The sequence below is a fragment of the Myxococcus sp. SDU36 genome (assembly GCF_030168875.1).
GTDB lineage: Bacteria > Myxococcota > Myxococcia > Myxococcales > Myxococcaceae > Myxococcus > Myxococcus vastator.
Window position 1 is genome coordinate 1 of record NZ_CP077414.1, and the last position, 22202, is coordinate 22202.

Sequence of the window (22202 nt, forward strand, 5' to 3'; positions counted from 1 at the left end):
GAAGAACGAACCCCGTGGTGCCAGCAAGGTGCCACGGGGTTTTCTTTTGCCAGAGCTTGCCCGTGGACCTACTGGCGGTGAGACCCCAGTGCATGTGGGGGCCTGTGCAGTGATTTGCCACATGGGCATCCCGTGACCGCAGGCTGGCCCGAGGCCTTTACAAGCAAACATTCTCTTTAGTCGTATAATCCGCATCCTGGGGCTTCCGTTGGACATCATGGTTTAGGTCCGCTGAGAGCTTTTTCGAGGCCCGGGACAAGGACAAGGTCATGAGCATGCCCGTGGGAAGGCCCGATGCAGAAGCCTCAGGCGATGCGCCGCGCGAGCGAATCTGGGGGAGTCGGCTTGGTTGGCTCACGGGGGTGGATACCGATGGTCGGTTCCTGGTGGACTTCGGAGGAAACGCCGAGGGGCCGTTACCAGCGAAGAGGACCATCAATCTGACATCTGAGGTGGTGCGGGCTGCCGTGGCCACTCGGCAGCGCGCGGTACTTCTCTTTGAAGATGGGGACCCCCGGCTGCCGCTGGTTATCGGGTTGGAGCAGGGCCACAGCCCCACGCCTCTTCTCGATGTCATGCTGGACACGGCGGGCATTGAGTCCGAACCGCTTCCAGCGCCCACCGAGGCCCGGGTCGACGGACAGCGGGTCGAAATAGAGGGCAAGGACGAGATCGTCCTTCGGTGTGGCCAGGCCAGTATCACCCTGCGCCGCAACGGCAAGGTCGTCATCCGGGGCGTGTACGTGGAGACGCAGTCTTCAGGGGTCAACCGCATCAAGGGTGGCTCGGTCCAGGTCAACTAGGGGCCACGCGAATGATGCTGGACGTGCTGGAGGAGCATCTTTCCGAGGCGGCCTTCTTCTGGAGCCAGTGGGAGCACGCGCTGGTCGCGCCCGACTACACGTTGGAAGAGACCGCAGAACTGGAAGAGCGGTTGCTCGCTCATTTGGATGGGCTGGTTGCGGCGGGGGCCGTGGCCATCGAGGTGCTGGCCCCCGTGGTGCACGAGAGTGAGGACCCAGGCGAGGTGTTCGCCGCCGCCTGGTCACTCCTGGCGCTGGCTCCGTCTCTCATGCTTGATGCCGTGAAGGCTCGGGCGACCGACGGGCCGTCACCGGTCCAGGCCTCCATGCGACGAGCTCTGGAGCTTGGCGAGAATGGGGTGGTGGAGACTGCCCTGGTTCCATGGCTCACCGCAGTCGAGCCCATGGCTGTATCTGTGCTGGGATTCCGGGGGCACTTGCCTGACGACAGGGCGGAGGAACTGTTGAGCCACCCCGACGCACTGGTCGTCGCGGCGGCACTGCGAGCGTTCAATCCATCGTCGAAGTCCCATGCCCCCAGGTTGCTTGGCGTGCTCCTGGGAGACTCACGTCCGGAGGTCCGGTGGGCCGCCATTGAGACCGGCTTGGTATTTGGCGTGCGAGACGCATGGACAGTCTGCGAAGGAGAATCCACGGACGCGGGAAGCGCGCTGCGTCGGCGGTCGTGGGTCTTGCTTGCTGCGGCGGGAGATGCGCGGTTCCTTGAGCGGCTCATCTCGTTTTCGGAGGAAACGGCCACTCGCGAGGATGCGCTCTGGGCGCTGGGGTTCAGTGGGCGGGTGTCTGCCGCGGAGGCTTGCCTGAGGTGGATGTGCGCGGAGCCGCGCGTGGCGCGCCTCGCGGGTGAGGCCTTCAGCGCCATCACGGGGCTTCGCATGGCGGGGGCTCACGTGCTCCCGGAGCCAGCGCCGGAGGATGCCTTGCCGCCCCTGGAAGATGAGGACCTGGACGCGGACTTGGTGCTTCGTCCGGAAGATGCATTGCCGCTCCCCGCACAGGAGGAAGTCGCGCGCTGGTGGGATGGCGCGCGCGATGGATTCTCGCCAGCCAACCGCTACCTGGGAGGAAAGCTGTTCGCAGGCACGTCCCTTCTGGATGCGCTGGCGCAAGGCCCCATGCGACGGCGGCATCCGTATGCATTGGAGTTGATGGTGCGAACGAGAGGCACCCACGCGGTCCAGGTGCGAGCCTTCACTTCACGGCAGCGGGAGCAACTGGCCCTGGCTTCCGCTGTCCGCGAACGGATGTCTTCGTGGGGATTCAGGAGTTGAAGGCAAAGGCGGGGGGATATGCTTCAGGTTCGCAACGAGACTCCCTTCTCACCCGGCATGTTCATGTTCCCCGACGCGCGGGGGATGGACACGCTCTACGTGGTGGTGAAGGCAACGTTCACCCTTCGTAAGGGGCGGTTGTTCATCGCAGAGATGCAGCACCCGGTCGTCACCGCAGACACATACCGGGGCGAGCCCGGGCAATCGAGCCTCCGAGTTGCGAGCGAGGCACACCTGCTCAAGCCAGGCACAGACGTGTTGCTGGAGGGCGAGGCACACGCCCCCCAGGGCAAGCCGGTGGCGTCCTGCCCCGTCCTGGTGCGGGTGGGGCCTGTGAAGCAGGTGCTCCAGGTCTTCGGCGACAGAAAATGGCGGGGAGGAGTTTTGTCTCCGGGTATCTCCTCGCCCGAGCCCTTCGTGAAGATGCCACTCGTATGGGAACGGGCCTACGGTGGCGTGCATGAGGTGACGAAGGAACGCGTGTTGGGGAAGGCAAGTAATCCTGTGGGACAGGGCTTCCGCGGCAAGCGTGGTGGTTCGGAGATGGTGGGACGCGCGTTGCCCAACCTGGAGGACCCGAGGCAGCTCATTCGCTCCATTTCGGACGACCCAGTGCCGATGGGCGTGGGGCCTGTGGCGCCATCGTGGGAGCCGCGAAAATCGCATGCCGGGACCTATGATGAGGCCTGGAGGACCCGGCGCGCACCCTACCTGCCCCTCGACTTCCAAGCGGCGTTTTTTCAGGTCGCGCCCGCGGGGATGTGCGCCCGGGAGGGACTGAAGGGGGGCGAGCCGGTCGAATTGGTCAATGTGTCACTCGAGGGCGTACAGCGTTACACGCTTCCCCGCTGTGGGCTGAGCGTGACAGTGAAGATTGCCGGATTGTTCGAGCGCCCTCAGCTTCATTTGGAGACAGTGGGCCTGGTGGGCTTGCCCCGATTTCGTGGACAGTTTCGTTAAGCTGCCGCACTTGGGGTTGAGGCGTTCCGCTCGTACTCCTCGGGGCTGACATAACCGAGCGAGGAATGCCTGCGGCGGCGGTTGTACCACGCCTCAATGTACTCAAACAGCGCCCGTCTGGCTTCTTCGTGCGTCTGGAAGTTGCGCTCGTAGACGAGTTCCATCTTCAGCGAGGAGAAGAAGCTCTCCACCACCGCGTTGTCCCAGCAGTTGCCCTTGCGCGACATGCTGCAGTCGATTTCCTGCTTCTCCAGCAGCTTGCGGTAGTCGTCGCTCGCGTACTGGCTGCCGCGGTCCGAGTGGTGGAGGTCCGGCGCGGGGCGGTTGAGAAGGGCCATGGTGAGCGCGGACAGCACCAGGTGGCGGTCGATGGTGTCGCTCATCGCCCAGCCCACCACCTTGCGGCTGAAGAGGTCCAGCACGACGGCCAGGTACAGCCACCCCTCTGCCGTCCAGATGTAAGTGATGTCGCCGGCCCACTTGCTGTTGGGCTTCTGGGGGGAGAAGTCGCGCTCAAGCACGTTGGGCGCCACCGGGTAGCTGTGCGCCGAGTCCGTCGTCTTGACGAAGCGGCGGCGAGCGCGGGCCCGTAACCCCCTCTGCCGCATCAGTCGAGCCACGCGCTTGCGGCTGACGCGGTAGCCTCGGGCCTTCAGTTCCTGGAATACGCGCGGACTGCCGTACCAACGTCGGCTCTCCGCGTGGACGGCAGCGACCACTTCGGTCAGCTCCCTGTCCTTCGTCTTGCGCGCGGACTGCGGCCGGTGGGCCCAGGCGTAGTAGCCGCTGCGGGACACCTCCAACTGCTCACACATGAAGGCAATCGGGAAGTGGGCCTTCTGCGCGTGGATGAACGCGAACTTCACGTCGTCTCCTTCGCGAAGAAGGCCGCCGCTTTTTTTAACAGCTCTCGCTCCATTCTCAGCTGGCGGTTCTCCGCTCGCAGCCGCGCAAGCTCCTCCCTCTCTTCTTGGCGCAGGGCCCCCGGCTTGCCCTCACCGCGAGCCTCTTTCGCCCGCTCCACCCACGTACGCAGGGCGGACTCCGTGAGGTCCAAATCTCGGGCCACCTCCGGAATGCCCTTGCCCTCGTCCAGCACCAATTTCACCGCGCCGTCCTTGAACTCGCGTGTGAACTCCCGGCGCTGCCTCCGGCTCTTCTTCTGCTTCGCGTCACTCACCGACATTGGACACCCTTTCCACCACATCTCGGGTGTCCACGGAATCGGGGCAGGCTCATGGAGCCGGGCGCCGGACGCGTGTGCATGACCTGGAGAGGCGCGGTGGGATGCGACAAGCGGGCGCTGAAGGTCGAGGAGGCGCGCTTCAAGTTGCTGTCGTTGGAAGGCGCGGAGGGCTGAGATGAGCGGAGGTGCTGAAATTCTGGGCGTCGGGATGATGACGCCGGTGGGAGTGAATGCCCCGTCGACAGCGGCCGCCATTCGGGCTGGCATCATGCGTGCGCGGGAGACATCACTGGTGGACCTCCGTTTCCGTCCCTACCTGGGGGCGTTCGTCTCCGAGGAGCACCTGCCGGCTCCGGACCTGCCGGCGGCGCGGGGACTGGCGGCACGTGAGCAGCGCATGTTGCGGCTGGCGCTGCCCGCTCTGAAAGAGGCTGCGGCGGGACTGGAGCGCCCGCTGCCTCTGATGCTGGGGCTCCCCGAAGAGACGGATTCATCAAAGGGACGCGAGCCAATGCCCTTCCTGAAGTCGCTGGGGCTGGCTTCCGGCATCGCGCTGGAGCTGCAGCGCAGCCGGTGTTTTCCCAACGGACGAGCTGCGGGGTTGCTGGCGCTTGATGCCGCGGTGCGGTTCCTGGACGAAAGCAAGGCTCCGGAAGTTCTGGTGGGAGGGGTGGACACCCTTTTGGATCCGATGGTGTTGGCGACACTCGAAGTCGAGGACCGGATACGCCGGTATGGGCCTGCGGATGGGCTGATTCCCGGCGAGGCCGCAGTGTTCCTCCGACTTGGAAGGAAGGGAGAGGGGAAGCGGCTCGGCTGTGTCCCGCTGGCACGCGTTCTGGCGACAGCGACGGGACAGGAGCCCGGGCACCGGTACAGTCGGGAACCGTACCTCGGTGAGGGGCTGGCGCAGACCTGTCGCTTGCTCTTTGATTCCACTCCGGCTGGGCTACCGCCCGTCCGGTGCGTGTATGCGGGCTTCAACGGAGAGAACTTCTGGGCGAAGGAGTGGGGCGTGACGTTTCTTCGCTCGCGTGAGCGCATTGCCGAGGCGCATCGGTTGGAACACCCGGCAGAGAATGTGGGCGACCCGGGAGCGGCATATGGGCCGTTGATGGTGGGGGCAGCGGCGCTGGGATTGCGGAAGGGGTATCGTGAGGGGCCTGTGCTGGTGTGGTGCTCCTCGGACTGTGAGTCACGTGGTGCCGTACTGCTTCAGCGTGGAGATCCGGAGGCTTGAGCCATGCCTGAGTTTGGTGAAGCATCGGCTGGGGGCGACGGTGCCGACGATGGGCACCCGGAGGACTGTGTCTTCTGCGCGGAGTGGCCGCGTGAGCTCAAGGGCTACAAGACGAAGCATGGACTGCTGAAGGATGAGGACGACCTGGCGGAGAGCCTCCGGAGCAACGCCAAGGAACTCACGGCGGACAAGAAGGTAGGGCCGATCTATCCACTGCCCGGTGGGAGCGATCCGACGATGGGGTGGGTGGCCAGGGCGGGAGCCCTGGAGGAATTCGAGGTGGAGATTGGCGCGACCCCACATCACATCATTCCGGGAAAGGCCTCCATGGCCAAGTCGCGTCTCGAGCAGTGGACGCGCGCGGAGAAGGGCAAAATCAAGGAGGACATCGGCTACAGCATCGACGGCGCGCGTAATGGCGTCTTTCTCCCAAAGCTCCCGGACCTCTATGGCACGAAGCACAAGGTGCCCGGCGTGACGATGGCCCAGTTCTATGGCCAGACGTGGAGGGCGTTGAGTCCGGCATCCAAAGAGGGCGTTGGCTTCCTGGTGATGAAGGATACGTGGCTGCAGTTGCACTACACGGATCATAGCAAGCCATACAAGACTAGCCCCACCATGAACTATGACAAGGAGACGCGGCTGGAGTGTGACCAGTTGGCGCACTTGGCGGAACGGTTTCGGATTGTCTGCGAACGCTCCAAGGATGACGACGGGAAGCGCTACCCTCCCTATTCCCTGGTACACCTCATCAACCAGAAATCCGACTATTTCAAGATGCGGATTACAGGGCGGCCCGATCAGTGGAAGTCATGGGTGTCGACACTGGCTGAAGATCTCTCCATGGCAGTCAGGCAAGGACGGGAGTCGCTTGTCAATAGGCTCGCTTTGACGAAGAAGACTCGCGGTTAATTGGCTGTCGTGGAGGTGGTGTATGTATTATAGGTTGGATGCAAGGTATGATTTTGCTGCACATGGCGTCGAGGGTGTTGCTTTGGATGAATCGCCCGACGTCGACGTCCCTTGGACCATGGGCATCCGTTATCCGGATCCCGTACAAGAGCCCATCCCGTGCTACCTCGACCCGCGCAGCGGTCCCGTGATGCCGGATCTCATCATCGACGTTCCTCTCTTCTCCCAGCGCCTCGTTGAGGTGCTCAAGGGGGCGGGAGTTCGCAACCTCGACCTGTATGACGCGGTGGTCATTGATCGGGAGCGAGAGAAGACCTACTCGCACTACAAGGCAGTCAACATCGTTGGCTTGGTGAGTTGTGCGGATTTACCCAGGTCGGAGTATCTTCCTGGTTACAAGCCGCCCCTAATGAAGTTCACGAAACTCTGTATCGACGAAGCGAGGACCCTGGGGTTGCCGCTGTTTCGGCTTGCGGAGGACTCGCTGGTCATTCTTGTGTCGGAGGCCGTGAAGGAAGCAATCGAGGCCTCGAAGTTGGTGGGAGTCCGAGTGGTGTCGCTAGAAGATCCGTCCGCATACTGAGGGGATGATGGGAACGAAGGTCTTTGCTAACGGGCGCGGCATTTCCGCTGAGGACAGTGGTGGACAGAGTGTTGTCTTCCCTGACGTCTGCAAGACGCCGAGCCCGGGTGGGCCGGTGCCCTTGCCCTATCCCAACCTGGGCAAGTCTTCGGATGCCTCGAAGGGGCCGAAGAAAGTCACCGTCAATGGAAAGATGCCCATGGTGAAGGGGGCTCAATACAAGACGAGTACTGGAGATGAGGCTGGCACCGCGGGAGGCGGAATCATGAGTGGCTCTACGAAGGGGCCAGCGGAGTTCATGATGTACTCCTTCGACGTGAAGTTCGAAGGCAAGAACGTGTGCCGACTGGGCGACCCGCTCTTCCACAACAAGAAGAACATCATGGGGTGACGATAAACGTGTCGCCGTGCGCGCAATTTCCTCTCGTATGGTCGTCCGCGAAATAGCGCGAGTTCTGGGGCATGAATTTGGCTTGGTTTCCAGTGCTTCGGCCACTGTCGGCCAAGGTCAAGCTCGCTTCACTCTGACCCTCTGACTCGGGAAACACTCGGCGCCCGAATGAGATCGGCCAGCCCTCGGAGTTTTTTTGTCTGGAAATCGTGTCCTCAGTCTGACGTGACCCGATTCCCGCGCTTCCTGGTGACCATCAACAACCGGGTGGAGGCCCGGCGCGAGAGGCGGACGTGGTGCGCACCGCGGCCCACCGCGAGCTACGCCAGGTGCACAGCGCCCCCGTCCTTGAGCTTGCCCCGATGTCGTGGGCAGGTGGGGGATGCGGCTTGCGGCACCTGTGATGCAGCCTGCTCGAACTCGGCCGGGCTGACGTCGCCGAGCGAGGCGTGCCGCCGCTGGCGGTTGTGGGACACTTCGGACGCTGAATTCGCCCCCTTGCGCCGCCGCTGCATGAGGCAGCCAAGGAGCTTCCCTCCCCCGAACCCCTCCGGACCCACTCAAGCGCTTCGCGACGCGATGAGCGCGAGGTTGCGCGGAGACAGGCTCGGGTCGAAGAGCTGGAGGAGCTCGACCTGGAAGCCCGATTCCTTCAGGAGCAACGCGCGATCGAGCAGGAGCACGACCTCCAGCGCCCTCGCGAAGCGGTCCCTCAGCAGATGGCAGAGCAGGAGGTCCCGCGTCTCGGCGCGCACGGACACCTCGAAGGCATTCAGCGCTGCGTCCGTCATGCCGGGGTCGAGCCCCAGGCGCGCCAGGCGGTCTCGCGCGTAGATGGCGAAGCGTCCGGCATAGAGCGCCCGGGGCGCGTCTCCTGCTCTGTGTCCTTCCGGCAGACGTGCGTGAAGGGCCCTGGTGCCCCCCGGTACCGTCCACGGCCCATTGGAGCGGACCGGGAGAGACACGGTGGCGAGAGGCAGTATAGCAGCGGAAGAGTTGGAGGCGTTGCGCGGGCGGGTGCAGCAGTGGCGGCTGACGCGTAGCCAGCAGGGACGGATGCCAGAGGCGCTGTGGAGGGAGGCGGTTTCGGCGGCGCAGCGCTACGGGGTGTCCCATGTCGCGCGCGCGTTGGGGGTGGGCCACGCCGGGCTGAAGGCCCGGACGTCGGCGGCGCACCCGCCGAAGCGTCAGGCCGGCGCGGCGAGCGGGCCGGACGGCTTCCTTGAGGTGAGCGCCGCGCAACTGCTGGGGCCGGCCCCGCCGCCAACCTCGTCATTGAGTACGTGGCTCGGGAGGGCAGCCGACTGACGCTCACCGTGCCCGCCTCGTGCCAGGGCTTCGACGTGCTGGCCCTGGTGGCCGCGCTGCGGGCCCATGATTCAAATCACTCCTCAAATGAGAGTGCTGGTGGCCATTGAGCCGGTGGACTTCCGCCGGGGCGTTGATGGGCTGGCGCAACAGTGCCGTGCGGCCCTCGCGGAAAACCCTTTCAGCGGAACGGTATTCGTCTTCCGTAACCGGCAGCGGACGGCGGTGAAGTTGCTCGTCTACGACGGGCAGGGCTTCTGGCTGTGTCACAAGCGCCTCTCCCAGGGGCGGTTTCGCTGGTGGCCCACGGCGAGTGAGGCGGCGGCCCCGCTGCGCGCCCACGAGTTGCAGGTGCTGCTGTGCGCGGGCGACGCTTCGGCCACGCAGGCCGCCCCTGAGTGGCGCCAGGTGGGCACGTAGGCCGCGTCGCCCTCCATGGGAGCGAGCCCGGACTCCCACGCCCCAGGCAGGCTTGCGCGCCACAAACCGGTTGTAGCGGGCATGGGCAAGAAGCAGCGCCAGCGGCTGGAGGTGAATCCGGCGGAGTTGGCAGTCATTGTCGAGCGGACGCGCGGGGCACTCAGCCAGGACGACTACGTGAAGCTGAAGGCCGCCATGGACACGCTGGCCTTCGTCACGGCGGAGTTGCAGGCGAAGGGGACGAGTCTCGAGCGGCTGCGCAGGCTTCTCTTCGGCGCGCCCACCGAGAAGACGGACGCGGTGCTGCGCAAGGCGGGACAGCCGGCTGGGCGCGTCCAGCACCAGGAGGAAAAGAAGGCCCCCGCCCCGGGGCACGGACGCACCGCGGCGGCGGCCTACACGGGCGCCAGCCGGGAGAAGGTGGCGCACGCCTCGCTGCACGGTGGGGAGGTGTGCCAGGGCTGCTTGAAGGGCAAGGTGTACCCGCTGCAGGAGCCGTCCAAGCGGGTGCGGGTGAAGGGCATGGCCCCGCTGGTGGCCACCGTGTGGGAGTGCGAGAGGCTGCGCTGCAACCTGTGCGGAGAGGTGTACACCGCCCAGGCGCCCGAGGGCGTGGGCGAGGAGAAGTACGACGAGACGGCCGTGGCCATGACGGGGCTTCTCAAGTACGGCTGCGGGCTGCCCTTCCACCGCATTGAGAAACTCCAAGCAGGCCTAGGGATTCCCCTTCCGGCCGCCACCCAATGGGAGCTCGTCGAGGCCGCCGCCAGCAAGCTTCAGCCCGCCTTCGACGCGCTTGTCAACCAGGCGGCCCAGGCTCCGGTGCTCCACAATGACGACACCGTCATGAAGGTGCTGGCGCTGACGCGGGAGCAGGTGCAGGCGGCCGCCGCGGGGCCCCGCTGAAGCGCACCGGCGTGCACACCTCGGGCCTGCTCGCCGTGGGCCAGGAGCACCCCATTGCCCTCTTCTTCACCGGACGCCAGCACGCCGGAGAAAATCTCGCGGACGTCCTTCAGCAGCGCGCCGCTGAACTCTCAACGCCCATTCAGATGAGCGACGCGCAGACGGCGAATGTGCCCGGGGAGTTCGCCACGCTGTGGGCCAACTGCCTGACGCATGCGCGGCGGGGCTTCGTCGACGTGGCCGCCGACTTCCCGGAGGAATGCACGCGCGTGCTGGAGGCCCTCCGGGAGGTGTACCGGGTGGACGCCGTCGCTCGGAAAGAGGGCCTGACGCCCGCGCAGCGGCTGGCGAGGCACCAGCGAGAAAGCCGCCCCGTCCTGGACGCACTCAAGGCGTGGCTGGAGGAGCAAGTCACCCAGCGCAAGGTGGAGCCCAACTCCGGGTTGGGCCAGGCCATTGCCTACCTGCGCAAGCACTGGGAGGAGCTGACCCTCTTCCTGCGCGAGGAGGGTGCCCCACTGGACAACAACGTATGCGAGCGGGCCCTGAAGAAAGTCATTCTTCACCGCAAGAATGCCCTCTTCTACCAGACGCTGAATGGCGCTCACGTGGGAGACGTCTTCATGAGTCTCATCCACACCGTGGAGTTGTGCGAGGGCAACCCCTTCAACTACCTGGTGGCGCTGCTTCGCCACCCGGAGGCGCTGGCGCAAGCCCCGGACGAGTGGATGCCCTGGAACTACCAGCAGGCACTGGCCGCGGCGGATGCGCCGCCGTCCGGGACCTGACTCACCCAGCCCCTGTCGCGAACGCCGGGCCGCCCATGCCCAGAAATCCGCGCGTCCGGGTGACCCTCAACGCAGGCGCAGCAGCGCTCCGCGCCTGCCCCCATTCTACTGGCCCCCGCCGGCACGCTCACGCACGCTTGCCGAAGGGACACCCTGCTCTCAGGAAGCCGCGCTCGGGAAAGTGCCGCCTGGAGAGAAGGTCGAACGCGAAGCGCCACGCATACACCCGCTTCATCCGCGCGAACGCCTCCTCTGTCTTGTGATGCCGTCCCCGCGTCGTCAGCGCCAGGGCATGCGGGGTGAAGGGCAGCGGATGCGCGCTCCCGACGCGGGAGACGGGGTAATCCCGCGGGACCTCCAGCTTGTCGTAACAGCAGCCGATGTTCAGGACGAGGCCCGCCCCCTGGCTCTTGCGGAGGTGCGTGAGGGCGAGCGGCCCGCAGGTGTGCAGACCGATGGAGGCCCGGTCCCGGCCGGAGAAGAGCGAGTCGAGCTGGGGTTGGGGCCCGTCCTCCACAGAGGCCTGGATGAAGCACAGGGTGTCTCCACCGGCGGGCCGGGTTTTCGTCAGCCACCGCCGGCCCTTGTCCTGCAACGCGGCGTCCCGGTCGATGCTGTGGAAGGTCCACCCGAAGGTCCGCGCACAGAGGCGGGCGAGATGTCCCATGCCGCCGCCGATATCGACCGCCTCCTGGATGGAGTGAGTTCTCGGCGCGAGCAGGGCGAGCACCCGCTCGAGCTCGTGGGTCTTCTTGGCGCTGAGGCCCTGCGTCTCCGCGACAGTCAGCGCGTGATGGCCCGGGTGCCAGGGTAGCGCCGTCAGCTCCTGGAGCGCGCCCAGGAGCGCGCTCAGGGCCGGAGGCGGGGCGCCCGCGAGCGCTCCCTGGTCCAGCCGCCGCTCGCCCGCTTCATCGAGCGAGCGGGCATAGGTCAGCCAGTCCTCGGGATAGGCGGCGCCGGAGTCGGGCCAGCCCTGGAGGATGGAGCGGGACCAGAGCGGGGACCAGGGCCGGAGTTGGTGCGTGAGAACCTCGAGTCGCGCCTGGAAATCCATGTCGGCACATCCTATGCGCCGCCGCGCGTTCAGCCGCAGGTCCCAGTCACTCGGCGAAGGTGCCGCTTGTCCATGGGGCCACATGCTGCCACGAATGGATAGGAGGCGCTGGCGCCCACCCGGGGCGGCTGCGCCGCGATCCTCCGAGACTGTGGCGCAAGGGCTCTGCCCCGCCTTGCTTGGAGGCGAGGGGGGCGCGCGGGTCACGTCGGGTTCCAGGGCGAATCGCTTCCCCTGGACACCCGCCCGTGCGTATCACTGGCCTTCGTGCGTACGCCCACCGACCGATACCTGCCGCCGCGCCCCGACGCTTCCTCCGCCGTCACGCCCCAGCGCGGGAGGGTGGTGGTCCTCGCGCCCACGCGCGCCGCGTGCGAAACCATCGAGCTGGCGCTCGGGCTGGAGCTTCGCACGTACCTGGTGGAGCACCACGGCGAGCGCCTCCTCGAGCTGGTCCGGAGCGGGCAGGGGTTCGGCATCGTCGCGGGCACCGGCACGGGCAAGACGCTCGCCATTCGCCCCATCGCGGAGGCGCTCGTGGGCCGGCGGCCCCTGCGAGTGGCGGTGGTCAACCGCGAGCGGGAGGCCACCGCGGAGACGCCGCTCGCGGACGTGGTCATCGTCACCACCGGCATCGCGCGGCGCTGGTTCCAGGGCGGCGCCATCCGGCGCGAGGACACGCTCATCGTGGATGAAATCCACCAGACCTCCGCCGAGCTGGAGCTGTGCCTGGCCCTGGGCAAGCGTGTGGGCTGTCGCTTCATCTGGCTGTCCGCCACCGTGGACCCGGCCTTCTACGCGCGCTACCTGGACAGCGCGGACGTGCTCCAGGTGTCGTCCTTCGACCCGAGGAAGGCGGCCCGGGTGGAGGTGGAGCGCCGTCAGCCCCTGTCCTTCCTGGACGAGGACTTCCTGCGGGACGTGGAGCAGCAGGGGCGCGGCGTGGGCGTGTTCCTGCCCACGCGCGCGGGCGTGGAGGAGGCGGCGGCCCACGTCCGTGCGAACGCGCCGGAGCTCCACGCGGCGCACTACCACGGCGGCGAGCCGCTGCGCGCCATCCGCCCCTTCCTGGAGGGCACGGCGCCCCGACCCTTCGTGCTCGCGATGACGGCGGCGGGGCAGAGCGCGCTCAACGTGCCGGGGCTGGACACGGTCGTCATCGACGACATGCGCTTCACGAACCTGGTGGAGCGCGGCCGCAACGTCCTCACCCGCGTGCACCTGGGCAACAACGAGCTCTTGCAGATGGCGGGGCGCGTGCACGGGCGGGTGGAGGGCGGGCGCGTCTTCATCCTGAGCGACCGGCCGCTGCACTTCGCCTCGCTGCGGCCCACCGCCCCCGAGTTCCAGCTCGCGGGCGAGCCGGAGCGGGTGGCGCTCACCGCCGCGGCCCTGGGCGTGCGGGCGGATGCGCTGGACCTGCCCGTGCCGCTGGACCGCGAGGCCTATCGCCGGGCGCTCGCGAAGCTGCAGGCGCGAAACATCGTGGACGCGGAAGGACGGCTGTCCGACTACGGCCGCGCGGTGGAGGCCCTGCCCGTGGAGCGCCCGTGGGCGGAGCTCATCGTCAACGCGGAGGACGCGCTGCTGCCGGTGCTCGCGGTGTGCAGCTCGGTGGAGTCGCTGCACCGGATGACCCGCGAGGAGCGGAACCTGGACGGGCTGCTCGTGCCCGGCAGCGACCACCTGACGGCGTACAACCTCTACGCCGAGGCCTTCCGTGAAGCGGGCACGGTGGGGGAGGCGCAGGGGCTGCCGCGCCACGTCTTCCATGCGGAGAAGCTCGCGGCCTGGGCGGAGGCGCGTGGGGTGCTGGTGAAGGCCCTGGAGGACGCGGCGCTCGCGATGGCGAGCGTGTACCGGAGCGTGGGGCTGGCGCTGCCCGCGCGCATGCCCTTCGCGGACCCGCGCGTCTCCCGGCGCTTCTGCGACCTGCTCGCGCGCTTCATGCCCTTCGACCTGGTCATCGACGAGCGCACCGCCTGGGGCGAGGTCGCGCGCGTGTCGAAGACGAGCGTGTGCGGCAACCTGGGCGCGGTGGCGGGCACGCTGCGCTACTTCGCCGGCCGCAACGGCGACTCGCAGGCCGGCATCGAAGGCACCCAGCTTCCCCAGTCCCTGCTGCGCCGCTACGCCCGCCGTCACTCGGCGGCGCCGGTGTACGACGCGCGCTTCCGCTCGGTCGTGCTCGAGACGCGGGTGGATTACTTCGGCTTCGAGCTCGAACGGGAAGTGGAGGTGCTGCGCGCCTGGGGGCCGGAGCTCGCCAAGGCGGTCCGGCACGCGCTCGCCGAGGCGCTGGCGCGGGGCGAGGCACCCCATCCCGCGGTGGACCGTCACCGGGTCGCCATCGCCGAGGCGCGCGAGCTGTGGCGCCGCTCGGGAGGGACCACCGCGCCGCTGGGCTTGCCGGAGCTGACGGCGCTCTACGAGGCGCAACTGGAGGGGGTGGACACGCTCGACGAGTTCAAGGCGCGCCCGCTGCGGCTCGAGCTGGATGCGCTCGTGCCGCCCGCGACGCGTCAGGCGCTCCTGGCGCTCCCGGACGCCGTGGAGGTGCGCGAGCAGGAGGTGCCGCTCGAGTACGACGTGGAGGTGCTGTCGGACGGCGCCCCGCGAGGCGTGGTGCGGCTGCACCTGCCGGAGAAGCTCGCGCGCTCTCTGGTGGACGAGGAGCTGCCGCGGCTCGACCGCCCCCAGCGCTTCAGCGTGGCCCGGGGCCGGCGGGGCGTGCTCGAGGCTCGCTCGCTCCTCGAGCTCCAGGAGCTGCTCGACCGGCCCTGGATGCCGGACGAGATCGCCGCGGCCACCCGGGAGCGTCCACTCCCGCGGCAGGACCGGGAGCCCGGCGCCCCCAGGCGTGGGGGCCATCACGGCAAGGCACCCAAGAATGGCAGACGGCCGGGCGGCGGCCGGCGGCGACGCTGACCTGACGCACGGGCAGGGCGCTCACCACGCATCGCGGGACGGCGAGGGTCGGCGGGACTCGCGCAACGGCCACTACCAGCCATGGAAGGAGCAGTTGGACCAGTGCGGGATTCAGTGGCGCGGCGCCCCGCCAGGCCCGCTGCCCACCGAGGTGGAACTGTCCGCTGCGGAGCAGCGCCTCAAGGTCACCTTTCCCGCCAGCTACCGGTCGTTTTGCACCGAGATTGGCCCGGGCCGGCTGGGGGATTTGCTTGAGATCATCGTGCCGTGGAACGCGAAGGGCTTCCTCGCCACGCCGAGAAACATCCACCGGGACCTCGCGTCGTTCGTGGACGCCAGCAACGGGGCGCGAACGCGGTTCACTGGCAAGGCGATCCAGATCGGCGTCGTGGTCCTGGGGCCCGGACCTGTCCCTAGGCCCTTTACTGATCAATGCGGACCGCTTTTCTTCGCCGCGTCGGAGCCAACCAGCGAGAGCGAGTGGTCGCTCTATGCGCTCGACCGCCGGCAGCGCGTCAATGCCGGAGAGACACCCCCTCGACTGGTCAAGCTGGCGCGCAGCTTCACGGACCTGGTCCTCCAGGGGTTCTGCCAGCAGCGCCTTGCAAAACTCCCCTTCGTCGCCGCACCCACCGAAGACCCGTTCAGGCCAGAGTTCCACCCTCGCCAACTCCCGGCCACGGCCATCGGCTGAACCATGGCGACTGCTACGTTGGTGCGCGAAGTCCAGCGCCGAACTGGGGCTCCGCTCCTCGAATGCAAGAAGGCGGTGGACGCGAGCGGCGGCGAGCTCCGGAATGCGATGAACCTGCTCGCGGAGGCGGGCTTCACGGGAGGCCGGCCCAGGTACGACCCGGCGGAGCGGGGCTCCTACGGCTTCGATGCCTACGGGAGGCGCGTCGTGGAGGCATGCGTTGACGTGCTGAGCGAGTACCTCCCGCGCGACGGCGCGCCGCTCACCGCGGTGGTGCTTCGGTCCTACCAGGGGATTCCAGTCAACCTCGTCACGGCATACGCCGGGCCGCATGGCCGGAAGGGTGAGCCAATCACCGAGGTCGACCTCCACATCCAGAGCGGCGCCATCCCCGAGCGCTCCGGGGTGGAGGATCGCCTCCTTCGGGCGTTTCTGTACCGCAACGGGCTGCAGGCCACCCGACCGGACGTGCCGGAGCTCGACGAGGCGGAACCCAATCTGCAGTGGGAGTTCTCGAGCCTGCCCGCCTGCCTCTACTGCTATGAGATGTTCCATTGCTCGCAGGCGGTGCTTGAGGAACTGGTCCGGAGTGGCTTCAATGCCGCGCCCGGATGCGCCGCCATGTATGCCTTTGAGGACTACTTCCTGGATGCCAGCACCGCGGAGTGTCAGCTCGCGGACGTGCGGAAGCGAATCGCGGAGTATCTCCCGGGCGCGAGCCTGATGCAGGACTTCGCGCAGCTCTGCTACGAAACCGCTGAGAAGCAGCGTTGGTTCGTAGACCTGGCCTGAGCTGTTCGCATCCCCCGCCACACGCCTTCCGCGGTCACTCCATTCCACGGAATCGTAGAATCCAGGTACCGTCAGGCTTCTTGGCCGTCCTTCCCCTTCCTGTTTCCACCGAGTGGCACACCCCATGCGCCTCCATCGCCCTTCCTGGCTCTGGGCCCTCCTGCTGGCCCTCTCCGCCTGTTCCTCGACCTCCACGACTCCCTCCGACGCGGGGACGCAGCCCGATTCGGGGACGCAGCGCGGGCGCATCGAAGGCCAGGCCATCCTGGAGGGTGCCTCGTCCCATGGGGGCATCAGCGTCTCCGTGGAAGGCGCCTCGCTGAGCACCACCACGGCCACTGACGGCCGCTTCGCCCTGGAGAACGTCGCCCCGGGCACGCACATCGTGGTGGCGAAGAGGCCCGGCTACACGGAGGCTCGGCAGTCCGTCACGGTCATCGCGGAAGCAACGGCCTCCGTGAGGCTCGACCTCGGGCGTGGACGGGGTTCAATCCTCGGAAGCGTCCAGGTGGAGGGCGTCCTGGATTCCTCGGGCGTCACCGTCACCCTGGTGGAGACGGGCGCCACCACGACCTCGGACGCGACGGGGGTCTTCACCTTCTCCGACCTGGCCCAGGGCACCTACACGCTGGCGCTCCAGAAGGCGGGCTACCTGGAGACGCGGCAGACGGTGGAGGTGCGGGGCACGGGCTCCACCCTGGTCAACCTCTCCCTGACACGCGAGCGGGGCAGCGTGACAGGCGTCATCCAGTTCGAAGGCGCGAGCAACCACGCCGGCGCCGTCGTCACCCTGGTGGAAGCGTCCCTCACCGCGACCACGAACGCCGAGGGACAGTTCAACATCCAGGACGTGATGACGAGCACGTATACCCTGCGAGTGCGGCGGGAGAGCTACGTGGACGCGCAACAGCTCGTGGAGGTCCGCGCGAACCAGCCGAGCCAGGTCAACCTGACGCTGTCGCTCGTGCGCGGGGACGTGGCGGGCACCGTGCAACTGTCGGACGGCGCCACTCCTTCGGGCGTCACCATCACCGTGACGCAGACGGGCGCCAACACGACGACGAACGCACAAGGCCAGTTCACCCTCACCGGGCTTCCGCTGGGCACCTACACCCTGACCGCCCAGCGGCAGGGTTACGCGGTGGCCCAGCAAACCGTCACGGTGCGCACGGGCGCCGCGGCCACGGTCGCCTTCACGCTGGTACGGGCCCAGGGCCGCGTGGAGGGCACGGCCCTGCTGGAGGGCGCGAGCAACCACAGCGGCATCACCGTCACGCTGACGGAGACAGGCGCCACGACGACGACGGACGGCCAGGGCCGCTTCGCCTTCAGCAACGTGGCCTCGGGCTCGTACACGGTGGAAGCGCGGTTGAGCGGGTACGCCGTGGCGCGGCAGTCCGTCCAGGTGCAGGAGGGCCAGACGGCCACCGTCTCGCTCTCGCTGACGCGCGAGCGGGGCAACGTGGCCGGTGTCATCCTGCTCGAGGGCGGGGGCTCGCCGGTGGACATCAACGTCACCCTGGCGGGGACGGCCATCAGCACGCGCACGGACACCGCGGGCCAGTTCTTCCTCGCCGGCCTCCCCACGGGCTCCTACACCTTGGAGGCCCAGAAGGACGGCTTCGCCCCGGCTCAACGCGTCGTGGAGGTGCGCGCCGGCGAGCAGGCCCAGGTCAACCTGACGCTGGCCATCGCTCGCGGGAGCATCTCGGGCGTGGTCCTGCTGGAGGACGCCAACACCACCTCGGGAATCTCCGTGGCGCTGCTTCCGGGCAACGTCACCGTGTTGACGGACGCCCAGGGCCGCTTCTCCTTCAGTGGCCTCGTCGTGGGGCCGTACACGCTGTCCGCCTTTTGGCCGGGCTATGACATCCAGGAGCGCAGCGTGGTGGTGCGGTATCAGGAGAACACGGTGGTGAACATCACGCTGCAGCGCCGGCCCGGCGTGGTGGCGGGCATCATCCAACTCGAAGGTGAGCGCCACCACGAGGGCGTTACCGTGTCGCTCTCCGGCCTTGGCACCACCGCGACGACGGATGCCCAGGGGCACTTCGTCCTGGAGGGCGTGCCTCAGGGGCACCACACCCTTGCGGCCACCAAGGCGAACTACGCGAAGGCGGTGGCGGAGCTGGACGTGAGCGAAGGCCAGCTCCAGCCGGTCAGCCTGTCCCTGGCGAGGCTGGGCGCGCTCGAGGTCTCCACGCCCAGGCTGGCGGTCCAGGGCGGACACCTGACCTTGACGGGCTCCGGCTTCGGAGCGGAGCGCGGCCCCTTCACCGTGACGGTGGGAGGAGAAGCCGTCTCCGACTTCATCTTCTGGTCCGACACGCAAGTGGTGGCGCGGGTGGAGCACCACGTCGGTCCGGGCGAGCACGACGTTGTCGTGACACCCGGTGTTCCCTGGCGGCGGCACACCACCACCTCCGTGCGGGTGGTGCCCCAGCAGACCGTCGCCTGCGGGGCGCATGGGGGCGTGGGGGTCCTTCCTTCCCATCACGTCTCCGTCTGGGGTGAGCCCTCGCTGGCTGGCCTCCACCCGACTCCGGCGGGGCTCACCGACGTGGTGAGCGTGGCCACGTCGCGCACGGCCGCCTTCGCCCTCCAGGCGGACGGCACCGTGGTGGCATGGGGCGGCGGCCTCCCCTCGGACCTGAGCGTCCCCGCGGACCTCACGGAGGTCGTGGCCATCGCGGGAGGTGATTCCTTCGTCCTGGCATTGAAGGCGGATGGCACCCTCGTGGCCTGGGGCGACAGCGCCATTGCCCCGCCCTCCGACGTGAGGGACGTGGTAGGCATTGCCGTCACGAGCAACGCCAGCCAGGCCTTCCTCGCTGACGGCACCGTGGTGACGTGGGGGCAGGGCAGCGAAGGGCAGGAAATGCCTGCCGAGAATCTCTGCCTGCCGCCGCACGACCTGGTCCTGCGCGTCCCGGCTCGCTAGCGTCGTCGCAACGTCGCGGCTCCGTCCCGCCGTTCGGGGACGGAGCTTGATGCACGGGCCCGGTGGAAGTGCCTGGCCCATTCCTCTCCGCCGCAGGCTTCAGACGCTCCGCCCGGCGCCTCCCCTGGCTCCACCGCGCGATAGGGGATTCGTGCGGTCGACTAATCGGCCGCCCGTCCCTTGCGCGCCGTCTCCAGCAGCTCGCGGATGGCATCGGCGTGCTTGCCATGGGTTGGCGCCCAGTCGGCGGGCATGCGGCCGGCGCGGTCGCGTATGAACGGGTCGGCACCGGCTTCTATCAATGCCTGCACGAGCGCCGGCACCGCATGCGCCAGCGCGCGCTGCAGCGGCCGCTGTCCTTCATCGTCGGGCACGTTGGGATCGGCGCCCGCCGCCAAGAGGCTGCGGATGATGGGGCCGTGCACGCGCGCCGACGGTTTGAACAGCGCCATGTGCAGCGCGGTGAGCCCCTTGTCCGTACGGTGGTTCACCTTGGCGCGGCGCGCGAGCAGGAGGTCCACCGCACCCAGCTCGCCACTGCGCGCGGCCAGCATCAGGGCCGTCGGGTTGCCCTTGAACTGCGTCCAGTCAGGGTCGAGGCCAGCGTCCAGCATCCGCCCCACCAGCTCGAGGTTGCCGGCGGCGGCCACCGAAGGGAAGTCCTGGGTCGCCCACTGGCTGCGCGCAATTCCACCGGAGAACGTCCATTCGGGTTCGGCGGCAGCAGCGCCACGGACGTCCTGGCCCGTGGCCCTGTCGACAACCTGGGCGCGCCGTGCCTCCGCCGCCTGTCGCGCTCGCTTCTTGCTGCCGCGCCAGAAGGAATGCGTGGCCGGGTAGCTCGCCGGATCGTTCAGGTAGTGCGACAGCGCGACATGGCCATTCTCCAGCGCCACGATGGCGGGCAACGTGCCGTCGTTGTCCGCCTGCTCGCGATTGGCGCCGGCTTCCACCAGGCATCGTGCGATGTCTGCGAAGCCATTCGCGGCGGCCGTCCACAGCGCGGTGGCGCCGGTTTCGTCCCCCGCGTTCACCTCCGCGCCGGCCTTCACCAGCAAGGTCACCAGGGCGGCAAAGCCATGCGCAGTGGCCGCGACCAGCGGCGGCTGGAAGGCCGCTGCATCCGGAGCGGCCTTCGCGTCCAGCAGCGCGCGCACGGCGGCCTCGTCACCGTGACTGCAGGCATACGCCAAGGGCGTGGCCTGGTAGCCGTGGAGGTCGACTTCGTCGGGGTCGGCCCCTTTCGCCAGCAGGTCCTCCACCGCGAAGACATCGCACTGCTCGATGGCGGCAAACAGGTTCTCGGGCTTGTCGAGCTTCATGAACGCTACCTGAGGGAGTCGGGGCGTTGGGCTGGACGCCGGAGCGTCGCAGCCTACCTGCATCGAGCACGCTTCATCACGCGTTGAAACCCCATGGCCCCGACTCAGGCCGCTGGCTGGCGCAGGTAGGCGAACATGTGCTGGACGTAGTCGGCTTTGCCAAGCGGCACACCGTTGTGTCGCAGGATGTTGTAGGCCGTGACCAGGTGAAAGTAGAACTGAGGTGTCACCCAGTTCCGCGCGTATTCGCTGCCGGTCATGTCGAAGGCCATGCCATTGGGCAACTCGATGGACAGTTGGCGTTGTGCGCCTTCCTCCATCCGCGCCCGGTCAGCGCTCGACAGCAGTTGTAGCGTGCGCTCAATCAAGGCGTTCGCTTGTTCCATTTCAACCGGCGCGTCGAGCTTCGGCAGCGGCTGCTGGCCAAGCCGCAGCACTGCTTCCTGCGCCTGGGTACAGACAAACTGCACCTGGCTGGCCAGGTTGTGCATGTCGGGAGCCAGTCGCGACTGAAGCAGGTTCTTCGGGTCACAGCCCAGCTCGCGAGCACGCGCCTCCCCCTTCTGCAGGAAAACCAGCAGCGCACGCAGCATCTGCGCGAAGCAGGGAACGGTCGTTTCGTAGATCGACATCGGTGCCTCCTCCTCGAACGACTCAACCCTATCAGGCGCAATGCGCCCTGCCAGGCGCTCTGGCAGGCCTGCTTCTTGTTGGACAACGCGCGCGGAGGTGAATGGCGTCACGTCATGGTGACGTGAGCTTGGAGGTCGTCATGTCCACAGGGGATGCGCCGCTCATGCTGCAGGTCTGGGCGGACACGAAGCTCCTGTCCGTGGAACTCGCGCGGACCGACCCGCGCCCGGCCGAGGACGTTCCCCTGTCCATGTTTCCTCAGCGGTACTTGCCATTCCAGCCGTCTGCGGGGAGGAACTTCACGCCTGTCAGCTTCGCGGTGGTCAGGGCGGCCTGGACGGTCGGGTCCACCATCGTGTTGCTGCGCAGGTGTCGCGGCCGGAAGAGCTTCGGTCCCTCTGGGGGGAGGTCTTCCTTGAGCTTCAGCTCCGACACCCGGCTGATGTTGTCCTTGAGGATATGGCTCATCCGGACGGTGGAGCGCTCGAGGTCGATGACATCCCGGTCCGCGATGACGTTCATGATGAAGTAGTCACGCGCGACGACGTCTTTCTGGTGGTCCACGAGCGTGACGGGGAGGAACTCCGCGTCACGGGGCGCCAGCTCCTGGATGACGCGGCGGACCCGGTCAGAGACGATGCGGATTTCGAGGATGCTGTCGACGAAGTCATAGAGCTTTCGCCGATCCGGAAAATTGGGTGAGAACCCCATGCTGAGACCGCCCGAGGGGTACTCGGCCGCCAGGCGCTGAGACACCAGGTAGCGCCACCCTTCGGGGCCTCCCTCCGGGTAGGCATCGAGCAGGGCGCCGTCATTTTTGTCACATAGTAGCGAAAAGCTCACGGGGGCTCCTGTTGCTGGCCTACCAGATTGAAGGCCAGAGCTTCTTCGTGTCGTCGGTCTGCTTCTTCCGGGCTTCGTTGCGCTTCATCGCGCCGCCGCTGCCAGGCGCTGGACCGAAGTTGCGGATGTTGGGCCGTCCGTCGGAGACGACTTTCCCCTACAGCTCGAAAGTGCCCTGCATGCGTTGTTCACGTGCGACCTCCGGT

Annotated in this window: 18 protein-coding genes and 2 pseudogenes; 14 read left to right on the plus strand and 6 right to left on the minus strand. The window is 67.5% G+C overall.

Annotated features, from left to right (window positions below):
• Positions 1–275 precede the first annotated feature (275 nt).
• From KGD87_RS00005 to KGD87_RS00015, 3 genes are read left to right on the plus strand one after another with little or no spacing between them, the layout of a single operon-like run.
• Positions 276–803, plus strand: coding sequence for a DUF6484 domain-containing protein (locus tag KGD87_RS00005; protein ID WP_350102645.1), 528 nt, complete (start codon positions 276–278; stop codon positions 801–803).
• 11 nt (positions 804–814) lie between these two features.
• Positions 815–2095 (plus strand): TIGR02270 family protein, encoded by a 1281-nt coding sequence (locus tag KGD87_RS00010; protein ID WP_284665540.1) that lies wholly within the window; start codon positions 815–817, stop codon positions 2093–2095.
• Positions 2096–2113: 18 nt separating this feature from the next.
• The gene (locus KGD87_RS00015; protein ID WP_284665541.1) at positions 2114–3055 is read left to right on the plus strand and encodes a DUF2169 family type VI secretion system accessory protein; all 942 of its coding nucleotides are present in this window, start codon (positions 2114–2116) and stop codon (positions 3053–3055) included.
• Here KGD87_RS00015 and KGD87_RS00020 read toward each other — a convergent pair.
• Positions 3052–4241, minus strand: a protein-coding gene (locus KGD87_RS00020) for an IS3 family transposase (RefSeq protein WP_502887989.1) whose coding sequence is annotated in 2 segments (ribosomal slippage) — positions 3052–3962 and positions 3962–4241 — 1191 coding nt in all. Because the reading frame shifts where the segments join, the coding sequence is not laid out codon by codon here. The two genes, KGD87_RS00015 and KGD87_RS00020, sit on opposite strands and share 4 nt — an antisense overlap.
• A 175-nt stretch (positions 4242–4416) precedes the next feature.
• On the opposite strand from KGD87_RS00020, the gene KGD87_RS00025 reads away from it, so the two are divergent.
• From KGD87_RS00025 to KGD87_RS00040, 4 genes are read left to right on the plus strand one after another with little or no spacing between them, the layout of a single operon-like run.
• Entirely contained in the window at positions 4417–5481 is a 1065-nt protein-coding gene (locus KGD87_RS00025) for a hypothetical protein (protein ID WP_284665543.1), read from the plus strand.
• 3 nt (positions 5482–5484) lie between these two features.
• Positions 5485–6393 carry an AHH domain-containing protein gene (locus KGD87_RS00030; protein WP_284665544.1) on the plus strand — a complete coding sequence of 303 codons (909 nt, stop codon included), beginning with the start codon at positions 5485–5487 and terminating at the stop codon, positions 6391–6393.
• 22 nt (positions 6394–6415) lie between these two features.
• Complete coding sequence (locus tag KGD87_RS00035) at positions 6416–6976, plus strand: imm11 family protein (protein WP_284665545.1); 561 nt, start codon at positions 6416–6418, stop codon at positions 6974–6976.
• Between the two features lie 7 nt (positions 6977–6983).
• The gene (locus KGD87_RS00040; RefSeq protein ID WP_502888052.1) at positions 6984–7367 is read left to right on the plus strand and encodes a DUF4150 domain-containing protein; all 384 of its coding nucleotides are present in this window, start codon (positions 6984–6986) and stop codon (positions 7365–7367) included.
• A gap of 560 nt (positions 7368–7927) precedes the next feature.
• On the opposite strand, the pseudogene KGD87_RS00045 reads toward KGD87_RS00040, so the two are convergent.
• Positions 7928–8248: pseudogene (locus KGD87_RS00045) on the minus strand (methyltransferase); the annotation flags it as partial.
• Positions 8249–8774: 526 nt separating this feature from the next.
• Here KGD87_RS00045 and tnpB point away from each other — a divergent pair.
• The 3 genes from tnpB to KGD87_RS00060 all read left to right on the plus strand — a co-directional run bounded on the left by tnpB (position 8775) and on the right by KGD87_RS00060 (position 10789).
• Positions 8775–9095, plus strand: coding sequence for an IS66 family insertion sequence element accessory protein TnpB (gene tnpB, locus KGD87_RS00050; RefSeq protein WP_284661462.1), 321 nt, complete (start codon positions 8775–8777; stop codon positions 9093–9095).
• An 81-nt stretch (positions 9096–9176) separates the two neighbouring features.
• Positions 9177–10001 carry an IS66 family transposase gene (locus KGD87_RS00055; RefSeq protein WP_284665547.1) on the plus strand — a complete coding sequence of 275 codons (825 nt, stop codon included), beginning with the start codon at positions 9177–9179 and terminating at the stop codon, positions 9999–10001.
• Between the two features lie 11 nt (positions 10002–10012).
• The gene (locus KGD87_RS00060; RefSeq protein ID WP_284664239.1) at positions 10013–10789 is read left to right on the plus strand and encodes an IS66 family transposase; all 777 of its coding nucleotides are present in this window, start codon (positions 10013–10015) and stop codon (positions 10787–10789) included.
• 151 nt (positions 10790–10940) lie between these two features.
• Here KGD87_RS00060 and KGD87_RS00065 read toward each other — a convergent pair.
• Positions 10941–11843: pseudogene (locus KGD87_RS00065) on the minus strand (methyltransferase); the annotation flags it as partial.
• 267 nt (positions 11844–12110) lie between these two features.
• On the opposite strand from KGD87_RS00065, the gene KGD87_RS00070 reads away from it, so the two are divergent.
• The 4 genes from KGD87_RS00070 to KGD87_RS00085 all read left to right on the plus strand — a co-directional run bounded on the left by KGD87_RS00070 (position 12111) and on the right by KGD87_RS00085 (position 19198).
• On the plus strand, positions 12111–14771 hold the full coding sequence (locus KGD87_RS00070; RefSeq protein WP_284665548.1) for a DEAD/DEAH box helicase: 2661 nt from the start codon (positions 12111–12113) through the stop codon (positions 14769–14771).
• Positions 14734–15465 (plus strand): SMI1/KNR4 family protein, encoded by a 732-nt coding sequence (locus KGD87_RS00075; RefSeq protein WP_284665549.1) that lies wholly within the window; start codon positions 14734–14736, stop codon positions 15463–15465. Before KGD87_RS00070 ends, KGD87_RS00075 begins: the two co-directional genes overlap by 38 nt.
• Positions 15466–15468: 3 nt before the next feature.
• On the plus strand, positions 15469–16257 hold the full coding sequence (locus KGD87_RS00080) for a UBA domain-containing protein (protein WP_284665550.1): 789 nt from the start codon (positions 15469–15471) through the stop codon (positions 16255–16257).
• 124 nt (positions 16258–16381) lie between these two features.
• Complete coding sequence (locus KGD87_RS00085) at positions 16382–19198, plus strand: carboxypeptidase regulatory-like domain-containing protein (protein WP_284665551.1); 2817 nt, start codon at positions 16382–16384, stop codon at positions 19196–19198.
• 161 nt (positions 19199–19359) lie between these two features.
• On the opposite strand, the gene KGD87_RS00090 is transcribed toward KGD87_RS00085, so the two are convergent.
• The 3 genes from KGD87_RS00090 to KGD87_RS00100 form a co-directional block, all read right to left on the minus strand.
• On the minus strand, positions 19360–20520 hold the full coding sequence (locus tag KGD87_RS00090; protein WP_284665552.1) for an ankyrin repeat domain-containing protein: 1161 nt from the start codon (positions 20518–20520) through the stop codon (positions 19360–19362).
• Between the two features lie 104 nt (positions 20521–20624).
• Complete coding sequence (locus tag KGD87_RS00095) at positions 20625–21152, minus strand: DUF1993 domain-containing protein (RefSeq protein WP_284665553.1); 528 nt, start codon at positions 21150–21152, stop codon at positions 20625–20627.
• A 259-nt stretch (positions 21153–21411) separates the two neighbouring features.
• The gene (locus KGD87_RS00100) at positions 21412–21996 is read right to left on the minus strand and encodes an imm11 family protein (protein ID WP_284665554.1); all 585 of its coding nucleotides are present in this window, start codon (positions 21994–21996) and stop codon (positions 21412–21414) included.
• Between the last annotated feature and the right edge of the window lie 206 nt (positions 21997–22202).

What these genes read in the sequence shown, in the direction of transcription:
- KGD87_RS00005 (WP_350102645.1), top strand. Translation starts at nt 276, where the DNA reads ATGCCCGTGGGAAGGCCCGATGCAGAAGCCTCAGGCGATGCGCCGCGC.
- KGD87_RS00010 (WP_284665540.1), top strand. Translation starts at nt 815, where the DNA reads ATGATGCTGGACGTGCTGGAGGAGCATCTTTCCGAGGCGGCCTTCTTC.
- KGD87_RS00015 (WP_284665541.1), top strand. Translation starts at nt 2,114, where the DNA reads ATGCTTCAGGTTCGCAACGAGACTCCCTTCTCACCCGGCATGTTCATG.
- KGD87_RS00025 (WP_284665543.1), top strand. Translation starts at nt 4,417, where the DNA reads ATGAGCGGAGGTGCTGAAATTCTGGGCGTCGGGATGATGACGCCGGTG.
- KGD87_RS00030 (WP_284665544.1), top strand. Translation starts at nt 5,485, where the DNA reads ATGCCTGAGTTTGGTGAAGCATCGGCTGGGGGCGACGGTGCCGACGAT.
- KGD87_RS00035 (WP_284665545.1), top strand. Translation starts at nt 6,416, where the DNA reads ATGTATTATAGGTTGGATGCAAGGTATGATTTTGCTGCACATGGCGTC.
- KGD87_RS00040 (WP_502888052.1), top strand. Translation starts at nt 6,984, where the DNA reads ATGGGAACGAAGGTCTTTGCTAACGGGCGCGGCATTTCCGCTGAGGAC.
- KGD87_RS00055 (WP_284665547.1), top strand. Translation starts at nt 9,177, where the DNA reads ATGGGCAAGAAGCAGCGCCAGCGGCTGGAGGTGAATCCGGCGGAGTTG.
- KGD87_RS00075 (WP_284665549.1), top strand. Translation starts at nt 14,734, where the DNA reads ATGGCAGACGGCCGGGCGGCGGCCGGCGGCGACGCTGACCTGACGCAC.
- KGD87_RS00080 (WP_284665550.1), top strand. Translation starts at nt 15,469, where the DNA reads ATGGCGACTGCTACGTTGGTGCGCGAAGTCCAGCGCCGAACTGGGGCT.
- KGD87_RS00085 (WP_284665551.1), top strand. Translation starts at nt 16,382, where the DNA reads ATGCGCCTCCATCGCCCTTCCTGGCTCTGGGCCCTCCTGCTGGCCCTC.
- KGD87_RS00090 (WP_284665552.1), bottom strand. Translation starts at nt 20,520, where the DNA reads ATGAAGCTCGACAAGCCCGAGAACCTGTTTGCCGCCATCGAGCAGTGC.
- KGD87_RS00095 (WP_284665553.1), bottom strand. Translation starts at nt 21,152, where the DNA reads ATGTCGATCTACGAAACGACCGTTCCCTGCTTCGCGCAGATGCTGCGT.